We start from the raw sequence: 18,427 nt of genomic DNA on the forward strand, positions 1-18,427 counted from the left end.
GTGGAGAGACTACTGAGACCTAAGGAGGCTTGCCAACTGCTCAGCATTTCATACTCAACCTTGTTAAGGTGGATCAGGGAGGGGAAGATAAGGGTGGTGAGAACTGAGGGTGGGAAGTATAGGATACCTTATAGTGAGATTAAAAAGTACTTGCAGGGGAGGGAAGAGACGAGGGCAGTAATTTACGCTAGGGTATCCTCGGCTGATCAGAGAGAAGATTTGGAGAGGCAAGTGAACTACCTAACGAACTACGCAACGGCAAAGGGTTACAAAGTGGTAGAAGTGATAAAAGATATTGCAAGCGGGTTGAACACACAAAGGAAAGGGCTGTTAAGGCTATTCAAACTGGTTGAGGGAAGGAGTGTTGACGTCGTATTAATAACCTACAAGGACAGACTTACACGATTCGGGTTTGAATACCTTGAGGAGTTCTTCTCGACAACGGGAGTTAGGATTGAGGTCGTTTTGGGAGAAGAACCTGAGGATACGAAAGAACTAGTTGAGGACCTAATCTCAATCATTAAGTCATTCGCTGGGGAAATTTACGGAATGAGGAGTCACAAGAAGACAGTCCTAGTTCAGGGTGTAAAAGAGCTCATGGGTGAGTTGAGTGGAGAGGACAGTGAAGTTAAGGGTTGAGGTTGATCACAACACGTATTCAGCGCTCAAGGAGGTCGAGGAGGAGTACAGAGAGGTCCTGGAGGAGGCAATAAATTATGGACTCGTAAATAAGACCACCTCCTTCACCAGGGTCAAGGCTGGGATTTACAAGGCTGAGAGGGAGAAGCACAAGTTACCCTCACACTACGTTTACACCGCTTGTGAGGACGCTAGCGAGAGGTTGGACAGCTTTCAAAAGTTGAAGAAGAGAGGTAGGGCTTACACCGACAAACCGTCTGTGAGGAGAGTTACTGTCCACCTAGACGATCACTTGTGGAGGTTCAACCTTGATAAAATCTCAATTTCCACGAAGAGGGGGAGGGTTCTCATTTCCCCAACCTTCCCTAAGATCCTCTGGAGGTATTATAACAAGGGTTGGTCCATTGCCAGTGGGGCTAGGTTTAGACTGACGAAAGGTAACGTGGTAGAGCTCTTCTTTTTAAGAGGGACGTTAAACCTTACGAACCTAAGGGTTTCATCCCAGTTGACCTCAACGAGAACTCGGTCTCTGTATTGGTTGATGGAAAACCGATCCTTTTAGAGACTAACACTGAGAGGATTACACTGGGCTATGAGTATAGAAAGAAGGGGATAAGTACTGGTAAGTCTACTAAGGACAGAGAAGTTAAGAGGAAGTTAAAGAGGTTGAGGGAAAAAGACAAGAAGGCTGATGTTAGGAGGAAGCTAGCTAAGCTCGTTGTTGTTGAAGCTTTTAAGAGTAGGAGTGCCGTTGTCCTGGAGGATTTACCCAGAAATACTCCGGAACACATGGTTAAGGATGTGAGGGATAAACAGCTCAGGTTGAGGATTTGTCGTTCAGCGTTTTCCTCGATGAAGAGTGCCATCTTGGAGAAGGCTGGGGAGTTCGGTGTCCCCGTGATCTTGGTTAACCCGTCTCACACTTCTTCAACTTGTCCAGTCCACGGGACGAAGATCATTTACCGACCCGATGGGGGCGATGCCCCGAGGGTTGGTGTTTGTGAGGGTGGGAAAGAGAGGTGGCATAGGGACGTAGTTGCCCTCTATAACTTGAGGAAAAGGGCTGGAGATGTGAGCCCCGTGCCGTTGGGCTCGAAGGAGTCCCATGACCCACCTACCGTAAGTAGGTGGTTGAGGGCTAAGTCCCTACACTCGATCGTGATTGAAGACAAAATGAAATGAAAGTGTAGGGACAAACGGAAGCTTCAACTCGTGCTGAGGTCGAACCTCGCCCGGTCGGCTGAACGGGGTCGTTACCTGGAGCTCGGCCACGCTGGAGTACAACACGGATCTGGTCCCGGTCATGAAGCACCACGCCTCTCCAAGGAGGTCATGTCTCTAAACCTGGCCTACCTGGAGGTAAAAGCCATTCAAGAGTCGATTATATAATATCAGTACGCGTTATCGAATATCGTGACTGCATGTGAACACTCCATGAGAGTTATTTAAGTCACGTTACTTACATTTTCTCGATTAAGGCGGAGCCACCTATAACTGTGTCTTTGATAGTTAAAAGATCTACAAAAACTAACAGTCGAGGTTTAGAGCTTCTGGGCAATTGTAGTAGAGACCTCTCTCAAGGCCTTTTCAGCCACTATATTCAATAACTCATCAGTGTCCACGTTGTAAGCCAATAATATACCTCTCCCCTGCTCAAGTATCAGCCTGGCCAGAACCTCGTTCCCGCTAATCACTTGATTTCCCTTTATCATCTTCATGTTTAATGGTTTCTTGTCTCTTACTGAGATTATTGCCCTCAAGTTTTTCCCGACTATGATCACGGCTCCGTTATCTATTTTGGAAATCGAGTCCCTTATCTTGGTAGCAAGCACTGGTAATTCATCTTCTATTCTTTCCTTTTCCTCCCAAGATAAAGTATCAGGCATTTTCACTGAACTTCCCCTCTGGTAGAACTTAAAATAAGGTAGGACATGGCCAGTCAATATGTGTTCTGCCAGCTGGAACGGACTCCTTCCCAATAGTTTATCTAGAGCACCACTCTTATACGTGAACTCAATTGAGGTTCTAAGTCTAGAGGTATCGTCTCCCTCTGTAATGTAAAACTCCATTTTCCATTCCATCTTGTCGTCTTCCGTTCTTCCAGAGTAACTGATTCCACCGGGGATAGGTTTAGGGCCATCCATATATCCTTTCATAATGCTTAGCTTGGTATCTGGCGTCCCGAAAACGTAGAGGACTAAGAAATCATTCATGGGTTCCCTGAGCGACTCTGGGGTAACATATCTTGCCTGTTCTTTATCAAAGACTTGAAGAATGTTTATATGGCCCACTATGCCCGTAAAGGAGAAAGGATCACCTAGTACATAGAGGATCTTGGATTTGGAGACGTCCAGACTAACTTCCTGGCTGTAGACCATCGTTCATCTGAGGTCTGATGGCTTCTGACGTTTAAAAATTCATGTTGGAAAAATTCTAATGAAGAATCATAGTGTAGCTATTTAGTTACAAATTCCTGAACTGGTCCTCTCTCCCATAGGACTAGGGCTATGAAGTACTTCAACATCTCCGTGCTAAAGTTGACGTTCTTGGCGGTCCCCCTTGAACATGACAGACCTACTTAGGGACTCGTCAGGGTTGACGGGTGAGGTGAAGATGTAGTACCTCAAGGAGAAGTGCGGGTTGTAGTCGTCGCTCACCTCCCTTCTGGAGGTACTTCCTGAGCTCGTTGAAGGTCCCCTCGCCCCGTCACGGAGAAGAGGAGGTAGAGGCCGGGGACGTGTAGACGAAGCACGTGAAGACCCACTTGTAAAGACAGTGGACTACCTGGGAGTACATTGACTGACATTGGACGTCCTGCTTCCTCAGGTCCAGTGCTAGTTGCCTAAGTTCCGTGAGAGTTAAACCCTTCCCATCCCTTTGGTAGAAATACATATCTGCCCAACGCAGGGTGTTGTGAACTTGAGGCTAACTCCAACCGGGCCTCTAACGCTCTAAACGTTTGTTGATCTATGTATGCCCCGAAACGTAACCCTACGGTGGGCTTCAACATAGTTCCTCGTTAACCCTTATTAGGGGGCCTATCCATCCCCACGGTGGGGGTCTTCCGCCCCCTAACCCCTCACTTAACCCCCGTTAAGATAAAGCTATTAAATAATAACTATGTATAACTTGCCTTATTCTAATTATATACTCATGACCTCTTTAAGACCTCTCTATTTCCTCCTCAGAGGGAACCACGATGTTCTTGAGGGAAGATTTGACGCCCCACGGGAAGAACACAGCAGCAGAAACGATGGCAACCAATGCTGTGGCGAGGTAGAAATTCAAGAGTGAGAGCGCTCCATCAGACCCTATGTAAGTCATGAGAGTAATGAACAACATGTAGACCATATACCACAACGAGTTAAACAAGTTCTGCTTAACTCTATACAGTACACCAAATACCGCTGAACCTAATGCTATAACTACTACAGAGTAAGGCACGGACGGCCATCCACTCCAGAAGGCTATCAAAGAGGAGAAGACGAAGGCTAACACCGCTATGATAGGGCCGCCCGGTAGCCTATACTTGAACTGTTTTCTCATGGATATCATGACGACTGGATTGACAGCGAACCCGAGGTAACCTGCCACTACAGCGTCACTGATGAGGCTGTATATCGTGGGTATAGGTGCCGTCAGGAAGGTCAGGATAGCCCCCACGACGCCGAAGACCACTAACGCCCAAACAGGTATGGAGTAGGTAGAGTGTAGTTCCTTCATCAACTTACTCACTAAGCCAGTCCTTCCCATGGCGAAGAGTACTCTAGTTCCTGCACCCAAATAGATGTAACCTGTAACGAATGGACCAATAATTGCGACTATTAGCGCCAAGATTAGTAATGCCCTGTTACTTTGAGACAGGTCGACGAAGGGATTACCTGGTAAAGCGTTGGTCACTGCAGTCCAGTTACCTGGAGACAATGAGACCGCCGACCAGTTTATACCTCCGACGAAAGCTATAGAGAAGAGTACGTATATTAGAGTTTGGCCTATTACGGTTACAATGATGGCCGCAGCTAACTTATGTCTGACCTTCGTTTCCTCAGCGTAATCTGGTATGACTCTTATACCTCCGAAGGCAAACATGGCGAGAGGGATGGCTGAAAATATCCCTGCGAAGCCGAAAGGAGCGATTCCTCCGTAGGCCGAAAAGTTCCTCGCTGAGAAGTAGAGGGCCATGACCCCTAGAGCTAGGGCCACATAGAGGGCGAGCTTCCCGATCCCTATGGAGGTGGTTGACTTACCGAAAAATCCCACGCCAAAGTAGTTGAAGGGGACGAAGAGTAACAGGAGGATTACCCCAAGGATAGCCCCTTGGATAGTAGGAGTTCCACTGGGGGTTAGAAGGGAGGGGTAGAAGTAACTCAGGCCCTCGACCACCGCCAAGGCCTCTATCGGGGGTATGAAAAGATACCACACGAGGTCGGCCATGGCATTGAGGAGGTTGGTTGCCCTTCCATGGGAGTAAACGCTATACCTCGAGGGACCTCCAGCTTCAGGAATATTCATGCTCATCTCGCTGTAGGTGAGACCTATGAAGAGATAAAATATCCCGCCTAGTACCCAAGCTATGACCGCTCCTGGTCCAGCAGATGAGGCCATACCGGCTGTACTGAACAGGGCTCCCGTACCTACCGCTCCTGCTATTCCCAGGATAATCAGATTGAGATAACTTAACTCCTTCTTTAACGGCATACGTATAAAAACTATTCTAGTTTCCTATAAGCCTTTCTTAGGGAACTTTATTGAATTACCTATGTAATATTAAAACAGTTAACTTTCGTCATCCGTAGCTCTAAATAGATTACTCCACTCCTTTCACATTCAACATCCTTGAGCAATACCATATTATAGGTCGGATTGATAGAAATCCAATTAGCACCTCTTTCAGAGTGTATGAAATGTATACCTGAGCCTCTCTTTATAGAGGCTCAAAAGAGGTCGTCCATTCCCGCCAGAGAGTTTTCGTCCTTCAACCTATATCAGGTAAAGATTGGAGAGAAAATCTTTGTTACATAGCCTTTATTTCAACGCATTATATGAGCTGAGAACCACAGTAGACGCAAGTAGTTCTTCCTGCGGGATTTGTCCTGGAACACTTTGGACAGATCTTTACCTGAAATGCTCCGAATCTAGAAGGTAGGGTAGCTCCGCATTTCCTACAGTTTGTTAATATATCTGGATTTATTTCGCCACATTTAGGACACTTAATCTTTACCATCTGGGTTTCCTCTATAGTTTTGAAGTCTCGTGGATTATTAAGTGTTTAAGTTGCAGGATGTAATAATTATTGAGAATCGTGGCATCCGTTTAAGCTCTACGGCGGTTGGGAGTTTTCGGGGGCGATTCAGGGCTCCATTGCGATTTCTATTTGTTTCTATAGAATGAAAGTGACTTAATTGATCCTACATCAGTACATGAAAAGGGGACGAGCGCTAGGTCATACCGTGAGGTTTCCAATCACGTGGTGACCGCGCTCCTCCTTGAGGTAGTTGGGGAGGTCGCGCCATTAAATGAATGAGATAGAGAGGAGGGCCCTGGAGGAGGAGAGGAGGAGTTACGCCAGGTACAGGTTCCTGAGGGGGTTCAGGGTATCCCTCCGGGGGGTCGTGTAAGGGCTGGAGTGGATCACGGTGAGGTTGCCCGTGCCGTACAGGGGAGGGGCGAGGGTGAGGACTGGAGTGGAGGAGTTGCTCAGGGAGGAGAGGCTGGTGCTCAGGGCCCTCCTCTACTCCATGTTGGGAACGCCGAGCTCTAAACCCAGGAGCTGGAGGTGAGGGGGGACTTCAAGTACGTGATCGTGGACGGGAAGTACGTGAAGTTGAGGGGGGGAAGGAAGGGGGTGCTCCCGATCGCGTTGGGACTCACGGAGGACGGTGTGAGGGCCGTGCTGGACGTGGTCCTGACCGGGGAAGAGGACGTCGTGAGCTACTGGGACCTCCTGGTGAGGCTATGGAGGAGGTACAACCTCACCCTCGTTGTAGCTGACGGGGTGAAGGCCGTGGAGGAGGCCATCTCCCGCTCCGGGATCCAGGTCGCGAGGCAGACCTGCCTGGTCCACCTCAAACGAAGCAGGAGGGTGAGGGACGCGCTGGACCTCCTCCTCTCCCTTGCCGTCCCCACCCGGGGGTCTCCTACCTCTTTGCCCCCAGGGAGGCCCCTCCTCCTCGAACAACCCGACCAGCCCTTCAACTCCCTCCTGGAGAGTTCGGGAAGTGCCACTCCCCCTGGAGGATCGCCCGGGCCATAGCCCTCAACTACAACCTCTCGCCCTGTTATCTCATTCTTGTAATAATATAGGAACCCTTATTTCTTCATGAAATGATCAAATATATTCAGTAATACCTCCATTGAATAAGTCCAAATCAACAGAGATATTACAATTCGCAAAGGAGTCCTGAATCGCCCGTTTTCGGCAAAACCGAGACTAAACTTTCATCTTTTCGCACTAGAGACCCCGTCCGTAAGGACGGGGAGCTAAGTATAAATGTGAATCAAGGTAAAAAAAGATTGGGACGTTCCCTGAAAGCAGAAGTTAAAGTAGCAGTACAGGGTAAGATTCTGAACCCTAACAAAGAGAAGAGGCATAAACTGAACGTCGTTCTGGAGAAGTACCTAAAAGCTGTGAAGTTCTTCGCTTCCTTTAAGATCAAGGATAAGGAACTTCTCCAACAGAAAGCGTACGAGGAGGCGAGAAGAAGGTTCGGTCTATCTTCCACTCTCACACAGACTGCTAGGGACAAAGCAGTAGAACTGGTTAAGGCTAATGAGGGAAGAGAGTTTCACGTGCATGAAGTATCAATGCGAGTGAACTACCGTGCTTTCAAGCTCGTGAGGAGGGACACTAAGTTAACACCTTATTGGTTGTACCTCAAGCTGGACGGTGATGGTGTGTGGTATCCAGTACAGTTGGGGGAAAGGCAAAGACAGATGATAGTTGACGCCCTCTCTGACGACGGCGAGTGGTCCTTGCAACAGGTTGAACTCGTAAAGAGAGACGGAGAGTGGTACGCCTACTTCACTCTTGAAAAACCATTCAAGGATTTTGAACCACAAACACCTATAGGGATAGACCTGGGTGAAAGGAACTTAGCCACAGTAATAGCACTAGTTGACGACAAACCGACAAAGGGCACCTTCTTCAAGGGATCTAGACTCAAGGAAGTCAGGCACAGGCACTTCAACATCAGGAGGAAATTGCAAGAAAAGAGAAGGTTGGACGTGTTCAAGAGGCTGAGAGGTAGAGAGAGAAGGATCGTAAACCACGAGCTTCACGTTATCGCCAAGAAGATTGTGGAATACGCTAAACAGTTCCCCTCTCCTGTGATAGTGATGGAGAAGCTCACGGGTATCAGGGAGAACTTCAGGAGGGGTAAGGAACTCAACAGGAGGTTTCACTCCTTACCCTTCAGGAAACTGCAGAAGATGGTGGAGTACAAGGCTAAGATACAAGGAATCAAGGTGGTATACATAGACCCTAAGAATACGTCCAAGACTTGCCACAGGTGTGGGTACGTTACCCACGTTGAAGGAAGGGAATATCGCTGTCCTAAGTGCGGTCTCAAGTACAACCGTGACCTGAACGCATCTATTAACGTAGCCCGTGCCTTAACGAGAGGTACGGGTCGGGGGTACGTAAACACCCCGAAGGGGAGATGAAGGTGCGTCGTGAAGGCCACTGGAAACCCCAAAGCCCCGTCCGTGAGGGCGGGGTAGTTTACTCATTAACACTCCTTGATCTAGGCAGGATTATAGCTGACCTCCTCATACCTTGAGGGCGAGGTTTCCCCGAGTTAAGGGTTACACCACTTTACGGTGCTACTCGGTTGTGTTCCACCAGGAAGGAGAGCGGTCTACTCATCGTTGAAACTGCCACGTTGATGGGCTTCCTGAGCATGTTTAGACTTCCGTTCAGGAAGGAGCGTGGTCTGAGTCTGGGGGCAGTGAACCAAAACTCGACCTCGTAGACACCCTCCTCAAGCGTCGCGGGAGAGATCGGCTCCAGTTCCTCGTCTCAGGAAGTTGGCCGAGTAGAGGCAGTCCGGTCGGCAGAGGCATACGTCATCGACTCCGGCTCAGGCCTCCAGGCGACACTCAACTCCGTCTGCAACTGTCGATGGGAAATTGAATTCCAAGTGAGCATCTAAGTATGGGGGCTATCTATCAGCGCCGCGAAGAGGCTAGGTCTTCCGCCCCCACAACGTTAAAGTTAAGGGCAGCAGTTATTAGATTTCGCCTTGACTTCAAGGTTACACCTAAGGAAAAATCCCACAACTGCTGGTTAAGGGTATATGTGCGGTTATGAGTTTCTGCGTTGAGTGTAACCTTAAAGTCAAGGGCAAAGCCCAATGAGTGCTGACAATTAAAGAGCTTTGACTTAGTAACTAGGGGTTTTCTGAGTTAGAACTCGGCTCATGTCAATATATCATGTAGATTTGCGTTCGAGGCGGTCACATATAGGTTTGAGGCCTACCTCTCCTCCAAGATTCCCTGAGGTATATGTCACGCCGATCTGCCAATTCTGATGCCATTTTGTATGCAAAGCTCCTCTCTCCAAACTTTTCATTAACTAAGTCTAAGGTCATCCTCCTGACCTCTCTCTCATCTGCTATGCCCAACATATGGAGATATTCGTGTAGTATGACCACATATAGGTACTGACTCAAATATTCTTGTTCCACTTGACTGAGGGGAACTGAGTTCACATAAATTAAGTCTTCCCCTGCCCTCACGAAGCCCAGTATTGAGGGATTTAGAGGAGCGACCTTTACCCTGGCCTCTACAGTTCTGCCGAACACCTTAAGTACATCCTTTCTTACTTCCTTCAGTATATCTTCCGAAGTGAATGTAGGTGGCATGAGAGTGATTCTCGAGTAAAGTTAAAATGATGAGTTAAATATATGGTCGTGGTTAGCGGTCTAGGGCCATTCAGGGCTCCGAGCTACTTGCAATCTTGACTTATAAATTAAAGATATTCGCGTCGCGAAGTTTATAACAACTCATCATAATGGAAGAGTCAAAGGTATCTCACATGAAAGAAATATAAGGGTATGTTAATAATTATACTTTTAGGGGTCTATAATGATCAAATCAGTAGAGTTCGACACGTCGCATGACTCAAACTCCTTGTCTACCATTCTGTCTGATCCCGACTTTGTCCTTCCTAGGTTGTTCCCACCGATTAAACAAGTGACCAAAAGTGGGACGTCATTCGATGCTAGAGGGAGATTCATGGGGATGAAGTTTAACATGCACGGTAATGTTCTTAAGGGAACTGAAATAATTTATGCGTTTCACCTAGGTGCAGGGGGTGGGGAAGGTGAAGGCAGACTTACAATAAGACTCCTGCCGGGGAAGGTGGCCCTAAGGTTTGAGTACGAAGGCTGGATGGAGAGAGTTTCTGGCATATTCTTCATGCAAAGGTGGTTCGAAAACTTCGGCAAAAGTCTGGAGGAAGAGGTAAGAATGGAGAGAATAAAGAGGAAGCTTTAGGGAGGAATCTTTTTCTGACGCAGCAGTTATCGGATTTTACCTTGATTACAGGGCGCTACCTAAGGAAAAATCCCACAACTGCTGCTGACGGTAACATTTTAGAAATGGGGGTTCGAGGGGGGACTCGCCTCCCTGAGGCGGGGACGAAAAGCCACCATGATCGAGTGCAGGGGCTCAGCCCTCAGCCACCTACCCCACTTCAAGGTAGGTGGGTCACGGGACTCCTTAGAGCCCAACGGCACGGGGCTCACATCTCTGCTATCACTCCCACCCTTTTGGGAGAGCCCACATCGAGTGAGAGTTCATCTTTTATCAATAAAGACATAATAAACTAATATAAAAACATTTATGTTAACATGAAAAGGATTCAGCCCTCAACTAGATAACTCGTAATGGAGTACCGGGGTTCCTCTGAGTTTCCTTCCTATTGCCTTCTCCAGAGCTATGAAGGTCGCAGGCAAGGCACCGGTAGTTCCCGCCTCTCCTACCCCCCTTGCCCCACTCATGACAGGCGATGGCGTCTCGACGTATTCTGTACTCACCTTCCTGACCGCTTCGACTGCAGTCGGAACTCCATTGTCAGATATGGAACTGAATAGAGGGTTAGCCTCACTATCGTATGGAGCGACCTCAAAGATTACCTGTGAGATGCCCTGCAAGCTCCCTCCTATGATCTGCCCCTCTACCTCAGAGGGTATTATGGCCCTGCCAACATCGTCTATGGCCCAGTACTCCACCACCCTGGAGATACCTGTATCCTTATCTAGGTCCAGGACAGCCAAGTGTATTCCAGGAGTGTAGAGATCTGGAGTCTTAGAGAAGACCTCTGCCTCGAAGATCTCCCCAGAACTTAAGGCCTGCTCTACCGTGAGTCCTCTGGTTCTGATTTTCTCAAGCACTGCCTTAGCTGCTTCGATTACTGCACTTCCGCCAGCTGCAGCTGACCTGCTCCCGAAGCTCCCTATTCCCTCCTTTATTAAGGAAGTGTCGTTGACCTCGACTCTAACCTTCTCCGGAGGTACACCTAAAATCTCTGAAGCTAGGAGGGCGAACGTTGAGCGGTGGGCCTGACCGTGGGGTCCACTCCCCACTGCTACATAAACCTCACCCCTACCTATCCTGACCTTTGCTCCCTCCCCAGGAGAACTCCTGACCACCTCAGTGAAGGCGACGAACGATACGGCCTTACCCTTATGTCTCGACTTCATCTCCCTGTACATTTTTTCTGCCCTCTCGAACATCTCCCTGTACCCTGCCCTATCTATGTATATACCCAGGGGGGTCTTGAAGTCACCATCAAGAAAGTTCCTCTTCCTGACCTCAACGGGGTCCATCCCTATTTGGTCAGAGAAATCCTCCACTAAGGTCTCCAGCATGAGCGCAGCCTCCGGTCTTCCAGCTCCCCTGTAGGGTCCAGTGGGTGGCCTATTGGTGTAGACTCCCAAGGCCCTTAGCCTGGAGAACCTCAACTTGTAGGGACCGTTAAGGAGAGAAGCTATGAACGCAGGCGTGGTGGTGTTTATGGTGAAGGCATATGCCCCTAAGTCTACAACCACATCTCCCTCTATCCCTAGCAGGGTCCCGTCCTTTCTTCCGTACAACTTCAACCTGGAGTAGACGCCCCTCCCCTGGGTTGCGTTAACGAGGTGTTCCCTCCTGGTCTCAATCCACTTCACAGGTCTACCAAGCTTCATGGAAGCTAGCGCAGCCAAGATGTACTCTGGATATGCCGGAACCTTGTTTCCGAAACCTCCTCCCACATTTGGAGCAGATCTCACGACTATCCTCTCGGGTGAGAGACCTAAGGCTTCCTGGAGATCTGCCCTTATCCTAAAGGAGGACTGGAAGGATCCGACCATGTTCAAGACACCATCCTTATAATAGGCCATTACACCCTTGGGTTCCATAGGGTGCTGTACTATCCTCTCCTGGAGTAACTCCCTCTCTACTACCACCTCAGCGTTTCTCACTTGGTCCAGGTCTCCCCCAGAGAGGTTCAACTCTATGGCCACGTTGCCTCCCTCGTGCACCTTATCTTTCCCCCTCAGCGACTCCTCTATGGAACTCACAGGTCTCTCCTGCTGATAGTCCACTGAGACCTCCTCCAGTACGTCCTCAAGTTCGTACCTGTCCTCCACGACTACTGCGGCCACAGGCTGTCCCACGAAGTTGACCTTCCCATCACTGACCACTGGCATCTTAACAACGTTCTTACTCCTTGGATCCGGTCTGACCGGCATGTAGATTCCTACGTCCTTCCAAGTGAGGAAGAGGAGGGCCCTACTTGGCTCAGTCAAGGAGGTTATTCTAGCCTTGGCGTATTGAGACCTGACCACTCCTAAGTAGACAGTGCCTGGAAGTTCCAGGTCGTCTATGTACTTGGACCTTCCCGTTATAACGTCATAATGTTCTCTTAAGCCCTTTTCGGTCATGAGGTGAAGTTACGAATGATCGATAAATAAGGCTTTCTCGAATCGGTTTCAGTACCCAAATGAAGTGGTTACCTGTTACGTGTTCTCCTCCTGATAGCTTCGAGCGAGGATGTCCTTCAGCTAGGGAACACCGACGCCCTTCAGGGTTACGGTCACATCCAGACATTGCGCTGATACGATCATATGGCTAAAAGCTCGGGAGAGCTGAGACGACCGCAAACTTCAGGTCCGGTCATATCTTCAGGAACTTAACATCGTTTACCTTGAAGATTGGGACTATACCCTTGACTTCCCTTGATATGGTTATGAGGGCTAACTTGAACTTCATGTCCTCTGACGGGCTTGCATTCACGGCTGTCACTCCCCCTACTACATCAACTGCAGCGGAGCCATGGACGTGCCCGTGTAGTGATAGCACGGGTTTGAACTCCCTCAGGAGATCTCTAACCGCCTTGGAACCCACGTGCCTCTTGTTGAACTTATCTAGGTTAGTGTCAAGTGGCGGAACATGAAAGTTTATCACAACGGGGGGTTCAGCTTTCTCCAACAGCTCCTTCCCCTTATTGTATATCAGGTAGTCAGGTGCTTCCCTGTAGTTCTTACCATCCTCGGGGGTGAAGTTATTGGTCAGGCCTAAGCTAACCAAGGTCATCCCACTTACGTAATTAGAAGTCATGATCACGTTCCCCTGCGGGGTCATACCCCTTTGAGTGAAGAAGTCCTCCACGAAGGGAGGGTCGGAGTGGCCCACAGACCAGTAGCAATTGAGCCCCTTACTCTCCTCCAACCACTCGTTCAACTGCTTTTCTCCCTCCCTTCTCAGCAATTCCAATTCATCGTCCCTCCCCTTAACGCCTATGTAAAAGCCCATTTCACTCGAGAGACCCAGTAGTTCTGTGGGATCCACTTCCTCGCCCTTAAAGTAATAGGAGTCCCCTACCTTGTCGAGAAGTAAGGGTCTCCCCAGGAGGTCTCCCCCTATTATCAAGAAATCCGGTTCAATGGATCTCACCTTCTGGATTGCCTTCTTAAATACGGTTTTAATTCCATGAAGGTCAGTGATGAAGGCAATCCTGATTTCTCTGGCCACAGTATGTTGAGTATGGAAAGAGTAAATAATACTTTCTATACAATTTTAACGATAGTTTAGTAAAACTTCTGAGCTCTACAATGACCGGTACTTTCCATCGTTCAATCTCCATTCCTTATAAATGATGAAGTTTTCGCTACTTTGACCTTCAACCCATCAATACAGATAACCAAAACAAATCTATTTTAATCATGGATTCAGGAAATTCAATGAGGGAATTGAGGGGTCTCGAACTAAAATGGATAACGGCGTACCTATATCTCGTCTACCTATTTTTAGCTACGATTCCTCAATTAAACCCTTTGCCTCCATTCAGTGACGGGATACCGGTGTTGGTTCTCATCATGGTTTATCTCTTTCACTCGACCTTATCGTTCGGGGTTAAGGCCCTGAAGTTTCTGGCCTCGGGAGGTGGGTTAGGCTTCCTGTTTGAATTCCTGGGAGTACACACAGGCTTCCCCTTCGGGAGGTACTATTATACACCCAATGCCGGGCCTCAAGTATTGGGAGTCCCTGTTCTCATCCCTCTCCTTTGGGCTACCTTATGTTACTTCTCCTTTATCGCGGTCGAGCAAGCCTTCATCTCGTCATGGCTCATGGTACTAATCGACATCACGGTGGATCCTCTGTTCTCCAGGTTCGATTGGCACTGGATCACACCAGGACAGTACTTCGGGGTACCTCTCTCCAACTTCGTTGGATGGTACATAGTGTCTTTACTGATCTTCTTATCCTGGAAAGGGACAGGGAGATTAACAGTAAATGTGAGTGCAATACTATTTTACTCCAGTCTCGTCGTCCTCTTGGCGTTGCAGGATCTCTTCGCAGGTTTAGTGTACCCTGGGCTGATATCGGTTATCCTCACAACCTGCACTACTCTCTCCCTGTTCTTCATAAGGGGGCGTACAGGGAAGCTTACGTAGTGGACTGACCTCCTCCCGCCCTGAGGGCGAGGTTTCTCCGAGTTAAGGGTTACACCACTTTACGGTGCTACTCGGTTGTGTTCCACCAGGAAGGAGAGAGGTTTCCTCACCGTTGAAACCACTAAGTTTGCGGCCTTCCTGAGTATGTTCAGGGCACCGTTCAGGTCTGAATGAAGCTTATGTCCTAATGGACAGTGAACTACATCCCTCGGCCGTCTCTCGACCTCGACGCCGTTGGGGAGGAGACTTACGACGTTCGTCCTCGTGTTCTTACACTCGACGTCGTAGACGCCATCCTCTGGCATCGCGGGGGAATCGGCCCCCGCCCCTCATCTCCAGGGAGTTTACCAGAGGAAGGCATCTCAAGGTGGAATGGGTTTCCGCTTTCAAAAACTTTATCTCGCCCCTTCCAGGGGCGAGGCTTGTCATCCTTTTTGTCACATGAAAGTGCTACCCAACTGGGGTGTTCCGAACCTGTCCGCGAACATGAAGATCGCTATCGTCCCCGCATTCCTTACCTTATACATGGCGTGAAGTAAATCGTTAGGCGTTGACTCCTCCTCATAGACTACCCTGGAGACGAATATAACCTGAGGTATCTCCTCGTTGGGAGGAGTGAAGGCCATGTCAACTCCCATCTTCAGGAGAGCATACCGGAGCTTGGAGAGGAATCTCCTCCTGTCCTCTTCCTTGAGAAATCTCAATTGTTGTTGATGAAACTGGTGAACTGAAATTGCCATTCCGAGTACGTAAAACTTGGAGTCTCTCTCAGGTTTAACCACATCAAGGGTTGGACCGCCTTGAGGAGGAGAGACCGTTAAGTGCAAATATTCGCTACTTTTCGCTTCTGTCACGTTCAAGCCCAGTGCTTTGAATATGGACACTGTATCCACGATGATCCCTCAGATGTACTTGGTGTCAGCTACCCTTCCAAGAGTTGCTCCAAACTCGTCAACGAATCTCATGATCACGTACGTCCCTGCATTCCTCACCGTATAGTATACGTCTAAGAGGACGTTAGGAGTGAGACCGTCCATGAATACCAGCTTACTCACGTGTATGAGTTGAGGTATATCCTGGTTCGGTGGAAGGAAGGCCACGTCAACTCCCATCTCTAGTAGATAATACTTTATGGAATCCACGAACTCCTTCCTTGAGGCAGTGTCCATCCTCCTCAAACTGTCTTGATGATATTGATGTATCCCTATACCCATACCCAGAATGTAGAATGGAGTCTGGTTTGTAGGCCTTATCACGTCAAGGATTGGACCCCCCTGAGGTGGAGTGACTGTGATGTGAAAGAACTCCCTAGCCTGCGGCGGGACCGAAACGGACATCTTAAGGTTTGTAAATATTTCTCTTACCTTTTCCTCCATGGGGAAGTCTATCCTCACTAGGTAAAAAACCCTCCTCGTTGTAAATCCTCCTTTACGGCAGTAACTACATTGAATCCAGGTATCCCTGTCACCTGACCGCCAGGAAAAGTTCCCGCACCAGTGATGTAGAGACCCTTAAGAGGTGTCCTGTAACCCCAACCCTTCACTGGCCTACCGTCGAAGAGGTAAGGCATTCTCATGGGCAAATGGTTGAGATTTCCCCCAGGTAGATGATAGTATCTCTCAGCAAAACTTGGAGTGAGCTCCTCATGGAATATCACTTCCCCCTTGAAGATCTGTAGTATCTCCTCAGGATCTCCCATGAACTCCAGGACGTGGGCACCTCTAGTGGGATCCACAGCGGAAGGCATGACCACTTCTCCAGACTGTAAGTCAATAATACCACCTAAGTGAGGCCTCAATGCCTCAGGAACCCTAGGCATATCCTTGAATATCACGTTGTGCTTTGCCCAACTGGACTTGCCTACGTCCAGCTTGACGTCGGCCAGCTCTGGCGTCATGGAGAACGTAGCCACAGGACTTATGGCCGACACCACGATGTCTGCCTTCACCACCTTGTCCTGGTATCTCACTCCCTTCACTCTCCCGTTGGACGTAATTATCTCCTCCACCTTGGTGCCGGTGAAGAGTAGAACTCCAGCTGACCTGGCCTTGGAGGCTATAGCTTCACTCACCCTCCCCATTCCTCCCCTAACGTGCGACCACTGAGAGTAGAAATATGCTACCATGTAGGCTGGCGATTCCTCCATGGCTGGATAGATGAAGTATCTGTGAACTTCTTGAGGCAGGTATTTAGAGAGGAAGCTCCTGGACGTATCCCTAACGATCTCAGGGACTCCGTATCTCTCGGCGACTTCTAACACCTTCTCCCTGGAGGGAGGATTTACATCGAAATGGAAGAGTGACATGATCTCCTTCATTAGGCAAACCCTTCTCTCGAACTCCTCAAAATCAGGGAAGTATTTCCCCAACACGTTTAACCTCCTCTCCTTATCTCTATGGAATGGAATGAGCTTCCCTTCGTACTCTATGACTTGATAAGGGTCGTTCTGGATGACAGGTATATCGAACTCCTCAATGAACTGTCGGGGCATTAGGCCCAGAACGTACGACGCTCTACTAACCAATGCCCTACCCACAGTGTAACTCTCAGTCATCCCCCCGACTCTGTGGGATGCCTCAAGGAGTATTACCTCGAGACCCAACTTTCTCAAGTAGTAACTCGCCAAAAGTCCGTTGTGACCGGAGCCTATGACAACAGCCCGCATAGCCCGTATCTACACCTCTTCAGTAATATTGCTTCCCCGCTGTCCCAATTATGGGTCTAATTAATAAGCCACTACTTCACTAACTTAACCTCCCTTGAGGAGAAGCTAGTGTCGTGGCTTATTCATCGGACTCCTTGGCTAACTTCTTCGATAACCTATCTGCCTCACGCAAAACTTCGGGATAGCCCTTCCCTGATAATTCCAAGACGTCGTCCAGATCCACCAAGTTACCGGGGCTATAGTAATATCTCCCAACCTTCACACCTACTCTCTCACCCTGGAGTAACAGATATTCTCTATCTCCCTCCTTCACCACCTCCCCAGCTAGCCTTGACTTAGCTATCCCTATGGTGGGCACCTTGAGGAGAACCCCCATGACTGTCGCTATTCCGCTCCTCCTGGGGTGAGCTAAGCCATGTCCGTCAACTAAAAGAAGGTCAAACCTTACACCCTCCAATGCCTTCATTATGATTGGGGCCTCCCTCATGAACAGGTATCCAGGTATGTAGGGGAACCCTACCTTACCCTTCACGGTACTAACCCTTTCCTCGTCCCCCTTACAAACTACCACGGCGACACCGACGTCCCCTCTATAAGCAACGTCTGCCCCACAGGTGGTTCTCACGTTTTCCAACCCCAGGTGAGACAACCTAACTTGCTCTGAAATCAAAACTTGAATCCTCTTGAGGAACGGGATGAGGAAATCACTTTCCAAGGTTTAGTTCCCTCAACTTGTAGAGGAAGAGAAGTTGTTGCACGCTGTCTACGGCGTTGGGCCTATATCTTCTAACCTCCTCAACCGCCTCCTCTGGGTTAAGACCTTCCTTCACCAACAAGTACCCAGCGATCACTGTACCAGTCCTCCCCTTACCTGCCACACAATGAACTACGTTAGAACCCTCGTCCAACCAACGTAAAGCTCTACCGAAATCCTCTAGAGTTGGAGGATAACCATCAGGGGTAGGGAGGTGTAAGACCCTAAATCCTTCCTCCCTAAGTAATTGGAAGTAGTAGTCAACGCTACCCCACACTTCCTCTATCTCCCACTCCTCTGCCAGTACTAGAACCTTTTTCACCCCTCTCCTCTTCCAGTCCCTCACGTCTTCGAGGTTTGAGGGGATCTGGGATCCGCCTATCCTATCTTTCCTCACCCAGTACATCGAGATCAGCTGATCCGCTGTTC

The 18,427-nt window shown here is 48.9% G+C and carries 18 protein-coding genes and 4 pseudogenes; 7 read left to right on the forward strand and 15 right to left on the reverse strand.

The genetic code is table 11. From position 1 onward, the window contains the following. Together METMK1DRAFT_RS10795 and METMK1DRAFT_RS10800 are read left to right on the forward strand one after the other, a co-directional pair. Window positions 1–639 (forward strand): IS607 family transposase (locus tag METMK1DRAFT_RS10795; RefSeq protein WP_245544632.1); only part of this gene is annotated, 639 nt, incomplete at its 5' end. Further along, a pseudogene (locus METMK1DRAFT_RS10800) lies at window positions 623–1,821 on the forward strand (RNA-guided endonuclease InsQ/TnpB family protein). The gene METMK1DRAFT_RS10795 and the pseudogene METMK1DRAFT_RS10800, both read left to right, overlap by 17 nt. A 359-nt stretch (window positions 1,822–2,180) precedes the next feature. Here the strand turns inward: METMK1DRAFT_RS10800 and METMK1DRAFT_RS10805 are convergent. The 5 genes and pseudogenes from METMK1DRAFT_RS10805 to METMK1DRAFT_RS20135 form a co-directional block, all read right to left on the reverse strand. Then, on the reverse strand, window positions 2,181–3,017 hold the full coding sequence (locus METMK1DRAFT_RS10805) for a hypothetical protein (protein ID WP_009074022.1): 837 nt from the start codon (window positions 3,015–3,017) through the stop codon (window positions 2,181–2,183). A 153-nt stretch (window positions 3,018–3,170) separates the two neighbouring features. Further along, a complete protein-coding gene (locus tag METMK1DRAFT_RS19555; RefSeq protein WP_281034064.1) occupies window positions 3,171–3,296 on the reverse strand; it encodes a hypothetical protein in 126 nt (41 codons plus the stop codon). Window positions 3,297–3,417: 121 nt separating this feature from the next. Further along, window positions 3,418–3,649: pseudogene (locus tag METMK1DRAFT_RS18290) on the reverse strand (hypothetical protein); the annotation flags it as partial. A 152-nt stretch (window positions 3,650–3,801) separates the two neighbouring features. Then, entirely contained in the window at window positions 3,802–5,337 is a 1,536-nt protein-coding gene (locus tag METMK1DRAFT_RS10815; protein WP_009074026.1) for an APC family permease, read from the reverse strand. A 340-nt stretch (window positions 5,338–5,677) separates the two neighbouring features. Then, a complete protein-coding gene (locus METMK1DRAFT_RS20135) occupies window positions 5,678–5,863 on the reverse strand; it encodes a double zinc ribbon domain-containing protein (RefSeq protein ID WP_082230046.1) in 186 nt (61 codons plus the stop codon). Between the two features lie 177 nt (window positions 5,864–6,040). On the opposite strand from METMK1DRAFT_RS20135, the pseudogene METMK1DRAFT_RS10820 reads away from it, so the two are divergent. The 3 genes and pseudogenes from METMK1DRAFT_RS10820 (at window position 6,041) to METMK1DRAFT_RS17830 (ending at window position 8,609) form a co-directional block, all read left to right on the forward strand. Further along, window positions 6,041–6,942, forward strand: a pseudogene (locus tag METMK1DRAFT_RS10820) (transposase). Window positions 6,943–7,152: 210 nt separating this feature from the next. After that, a complete protein-coding gene (locus METMK1DRAFT_RS10825) occupies window positions 7,153–8,301 on the forward strand; it encodes an RNA-guided endonuclease InsQ/TnpB family protein (RefSeq protein WP_009074032.1) in 1,149 nt (382 codons plus the stop codon). Between the two features lie 167 nt (window positions 8,302–8,468). Then, window positions 8,469–8,609 carry a hypothetical protein gene (locus tag METMK1DRAFT_RS17830; protein ID WP_155812426.1) on the forward strand — a complete coding sequence of 47 codons (141 nt, stop codon included), beginning with the start codon at window positions 8,469–8,471 and terminating at the stop codon, window positions 8,607–8,609. A 483-nt stretch (window positions 8,610–9,092) separates the two neighbouring features. Here METMK1DRAFT_RS17830 and METMK1DRAFT_RS10830 read toward each other — a convergent pair whose 3' ends face one another. Then, window positions 9,093–9,500, reverse strand: a complete 408-nt coding sequence (locus METMK1DRAFT_RS10830) for a hypothetical protein (RefSeq protein WP_009074034.1) — start codon at window positions 9,498–9,500, stop codon at window positions 9,093–9,095. 223 nt (window positions 9,501–9,723) lie between these two features. Here METMK1DRAFT_RS10830 and METMK1DRAFT_RS10835 point away from each other — a divergent pair, with 223 nt between their 5' ends. Beyond that, window positions 9,724–10,134 carry a DUF3211 domain-containing protein gene (locus tag METMK1DRAFT_RS10835; RefSeq protein WP_009074036.1) on the forward strand — a complete coding sequence of 137 codons (411 nt, stop codon included), beginning with the start codon at window positions 9,724–9,726 and terminating at the stop codon, window positions 10,132–10,134. 98 nt (window positions 10,135–10,232) lie between these two features. Here the strand turns inward: METMK1DRAFT_RS10835 and METMK1DRAFT_RS19195 are convergent. The 3 genes and pseudogenes from METMK1DRAFT_RS19195 to METMK1DRAFT_RS10845 all read right to left on the reverse strand — a co-directional run. Further along, window positions 10,233–10,430, reverse strand: a pseudogene (locus tag METMK1DRAFT_RS19195) (hypothetical protein); the annotation flags it as partial. Between the two features lie 78 nt (window positions 10,431–10,508). Then, a complete protein-coding gene (locus tag METMK1DRAFT_RS10840; RefSeq protein WP_009074038.1) occupies window positions 10,509–12,566 on the reverse strand; it encodes a xanthine dehydrogenase family protein molybdopterin-binding subunit in 2,058 nt (685 codons plus the stop codon). Window positions 12,567–12,798: 232 nt separating this feature from the next. Continuing rightward, window positions 12,799–13,656 (reverse strand): metallophosphoesterase family protein, encoded by an 858-nt coding sequence (locus METMK1DRAFT_RS10845; RefSeq protein WP_009074040.1) that lies wholly within the window; start codon window positions 13,654–13,656, stop codon window positions 12,799–12,801. A 209-nt stretch (window positions 13,657–13,865) separates the two neighbouring features. Between METMK1DRAFT_RS10845 and METMK1DRAFT_RS10850 the strand changes: the two genes are divergently transcribed. Beyond that, window positions 13,866–14,579, forward strand: a complete 714-nt coding sequence (locus METMK1DRAFT_RS10850) for a carotenoid biosynthesis protein (protein ID WP_009074042.1) — start codon at window positions 13,866–13,868, stop codon at window positions 14,577–14,579. 59 nt (window positions 14,580–14,638) lie between these two features. Here the strand turns inward: METMK1DRAFT_RS10850 and METMK1DRAFT_RS10855 are convergent, their stop codons facing one another. From METMK1DRAFT_RS10855 to METMK1DRAFT_RS10880, 6 genes are all read right to left on the reverse strand, one after another. Then, window positions 14,639–14,884: a hypothetical protein gene (locus METMK1DRAFT_RS10855; protein ID WP_009074044.1), complete on the reverse strand. Its 246-nt coding sequence runs from the start codon at window positions 14,882–14,884 to the stop codon at window positions 14,639–14,641. 132 nt (window positions 14,885–15,016) lie between these two features. Beyond that, the gene (locus METMK1DRAFT_RS10860; RefSeq protein ID WP_155812427.1) at window positions 15,017–15,472 is read right to left on the reverse strand and encodes a DUF2299 domain-containing protein; all 456 of its coding nucleotides are present in this window, start codon (window positions 15,470–15,472) and stop codon (window positions 15,017–15,019) included. Between the two features lie 9 nt (window positions 15,473–15,481). Further along, entirely contained in the window at window positions 15,482–15,973 is a 492-nt protein-coding gene (locus METMK1DRAFT_RS10865; RefSeq protein ID WP_009074049.1) for a DUF2299 domain-containing protein, read from the reverse strand. Then, window positions 15,973–17,244 (reverse strand): phytoene desaturase family protein, encoded by a 1,272-nt coding sequence (locus METMK1DRAFT_RS10870; RefSeq protein WP_009074052.1) that lies wholly within the window; start codon window positions 17,242–17,244, stop codon window positions 15,973–15,975. Before METMK1DRAFT_RS10870 ends, METMK1DRAFT_RS10865 begins: the two co-directional genes overlap by 1 nt. A 118-nt stretch (window positions 17,245–17,362) precedes the next feature. Further along, window positions 17,363–17,959 (reverse strand): endonuclease V, encoded by a 597-nt coding sequence (locus tag METMK1DRAFT_RS10875; RefSeq protein WP_009074054.1) that lies wholly within the window; start codon window positions 17,957–17,959, stop codon window positions 17,363–17,365. Beyond that, window positions 17,949–18,404: a protein-tyrosine phosphatase family protein gene (locus METMK1DRAFT_RS10880; protein WP_009074056.1), complete on the reverse strand. Its 456-nt coding sequence runs from the start codon at window positions 18,402–18,404 to the stop codon at window positions 17,949–17,951. The genes METMK1DRAFT_RS10875 and METMK1DRAFT_RS10880 overlap by 11 nt, the downstream gene beginning before the upstream one ends. Window positions 18,405–18,427 lie beyond the last annotated feature (23 nt).

Origin of the sequence: Metallosphaera yellowstonensis MK1 (genome assembly GCF_000243315.1) — an archaeon.
Classification (GTDB): Archaea; Thermoproteota; Thermoprotei_A; order Sulfolobales; family Sulfolobaceae; genus Metallosphaera; species Metallosphaera yellowstonensis.

What these genes read in the sequence shown, in the direction of transcription:
- METMK1DRAFT_RS10855 (WP_009074044.1), bottom strand. Translation starts at nt 14,884, where the DNA reads ATGCCAGAGGATGGCGTCTACGACGTCGAGTGTAAGAACACGAGGACG.
- METMK1DRAFT_RS10830 (WP_009074034.1), bottom strand. Translation starts at nt 9,500, where the DNA reads ATGCCACCTACATTCACTTCGGAAGATATACTGAAGGAAGTAAGAAAG.
- METMK1DRAFT_RS10815 (WP_009074026.1), bottom strand. Translation starts at nt 5,337, where the DNA reads ATGCCGTTAAAGAAGGAGTTAAGTTATCTCAATCTGATTATCCTGGGA.
- METMK1DRAFT_RS10870 (WP_009074052.1), bottom strand. Translation starts at nt 17,244, where the DNA reads ATGCGGGCTGTTGTCATAGGCTCCGGTCACAACGGACTTTTGGCGAGT.
- METMK1DRAFT_RS10850 (WP_009074042.1), top strand. Translation starts at nt 13,866, where the DNA reads ATGAGGGAATTGAGGGGTCTCGAACTAAAATGGATAACGGCGTACCTA.
- METMK1DRAFT_RS20135 (WP_082230046.1), bottom strand. Translation starts at nt 5,863, where the DNA reads ATGGTAAAGATTAAGTGTCCTAAATGTGGCGAAATAAATCCAGATATA.
- METMK1DRAFT_RS10840 (WP_009074038.1), bottom strand. Translation starts at nt 12,566, where the DNA reads ATGACCGAAAAGGGCTTAAGAGAACATTATGACGTTATAACGGGAAGG.
- METMK1DRAFT_RS10805 (WP_009074022.1), bottom strand. Translation starts at nt 3,017, where the DNA reads ATGGTCTACAGCCAGGAAGTTAGTCTGGACGTCTCCAAATCCAAGATC.
- METMK1DRAFT_RS10880 (WP_009074056.1), bottom strand. Translation starts at nt 18,404, where the DNA reads ATGTACTGGGTGAGGAAAGATAGGATAGGCGGATCCCAGATCCCCTCA.
- METMK1DRAFT_RS10835 (WP_009074036.1), top strand. Translation starts at nt 9,724, where the DNA reads ATGATCAAATCAGTAGAGTTCGACACGTCGCATGACTCAAACTCCTTG.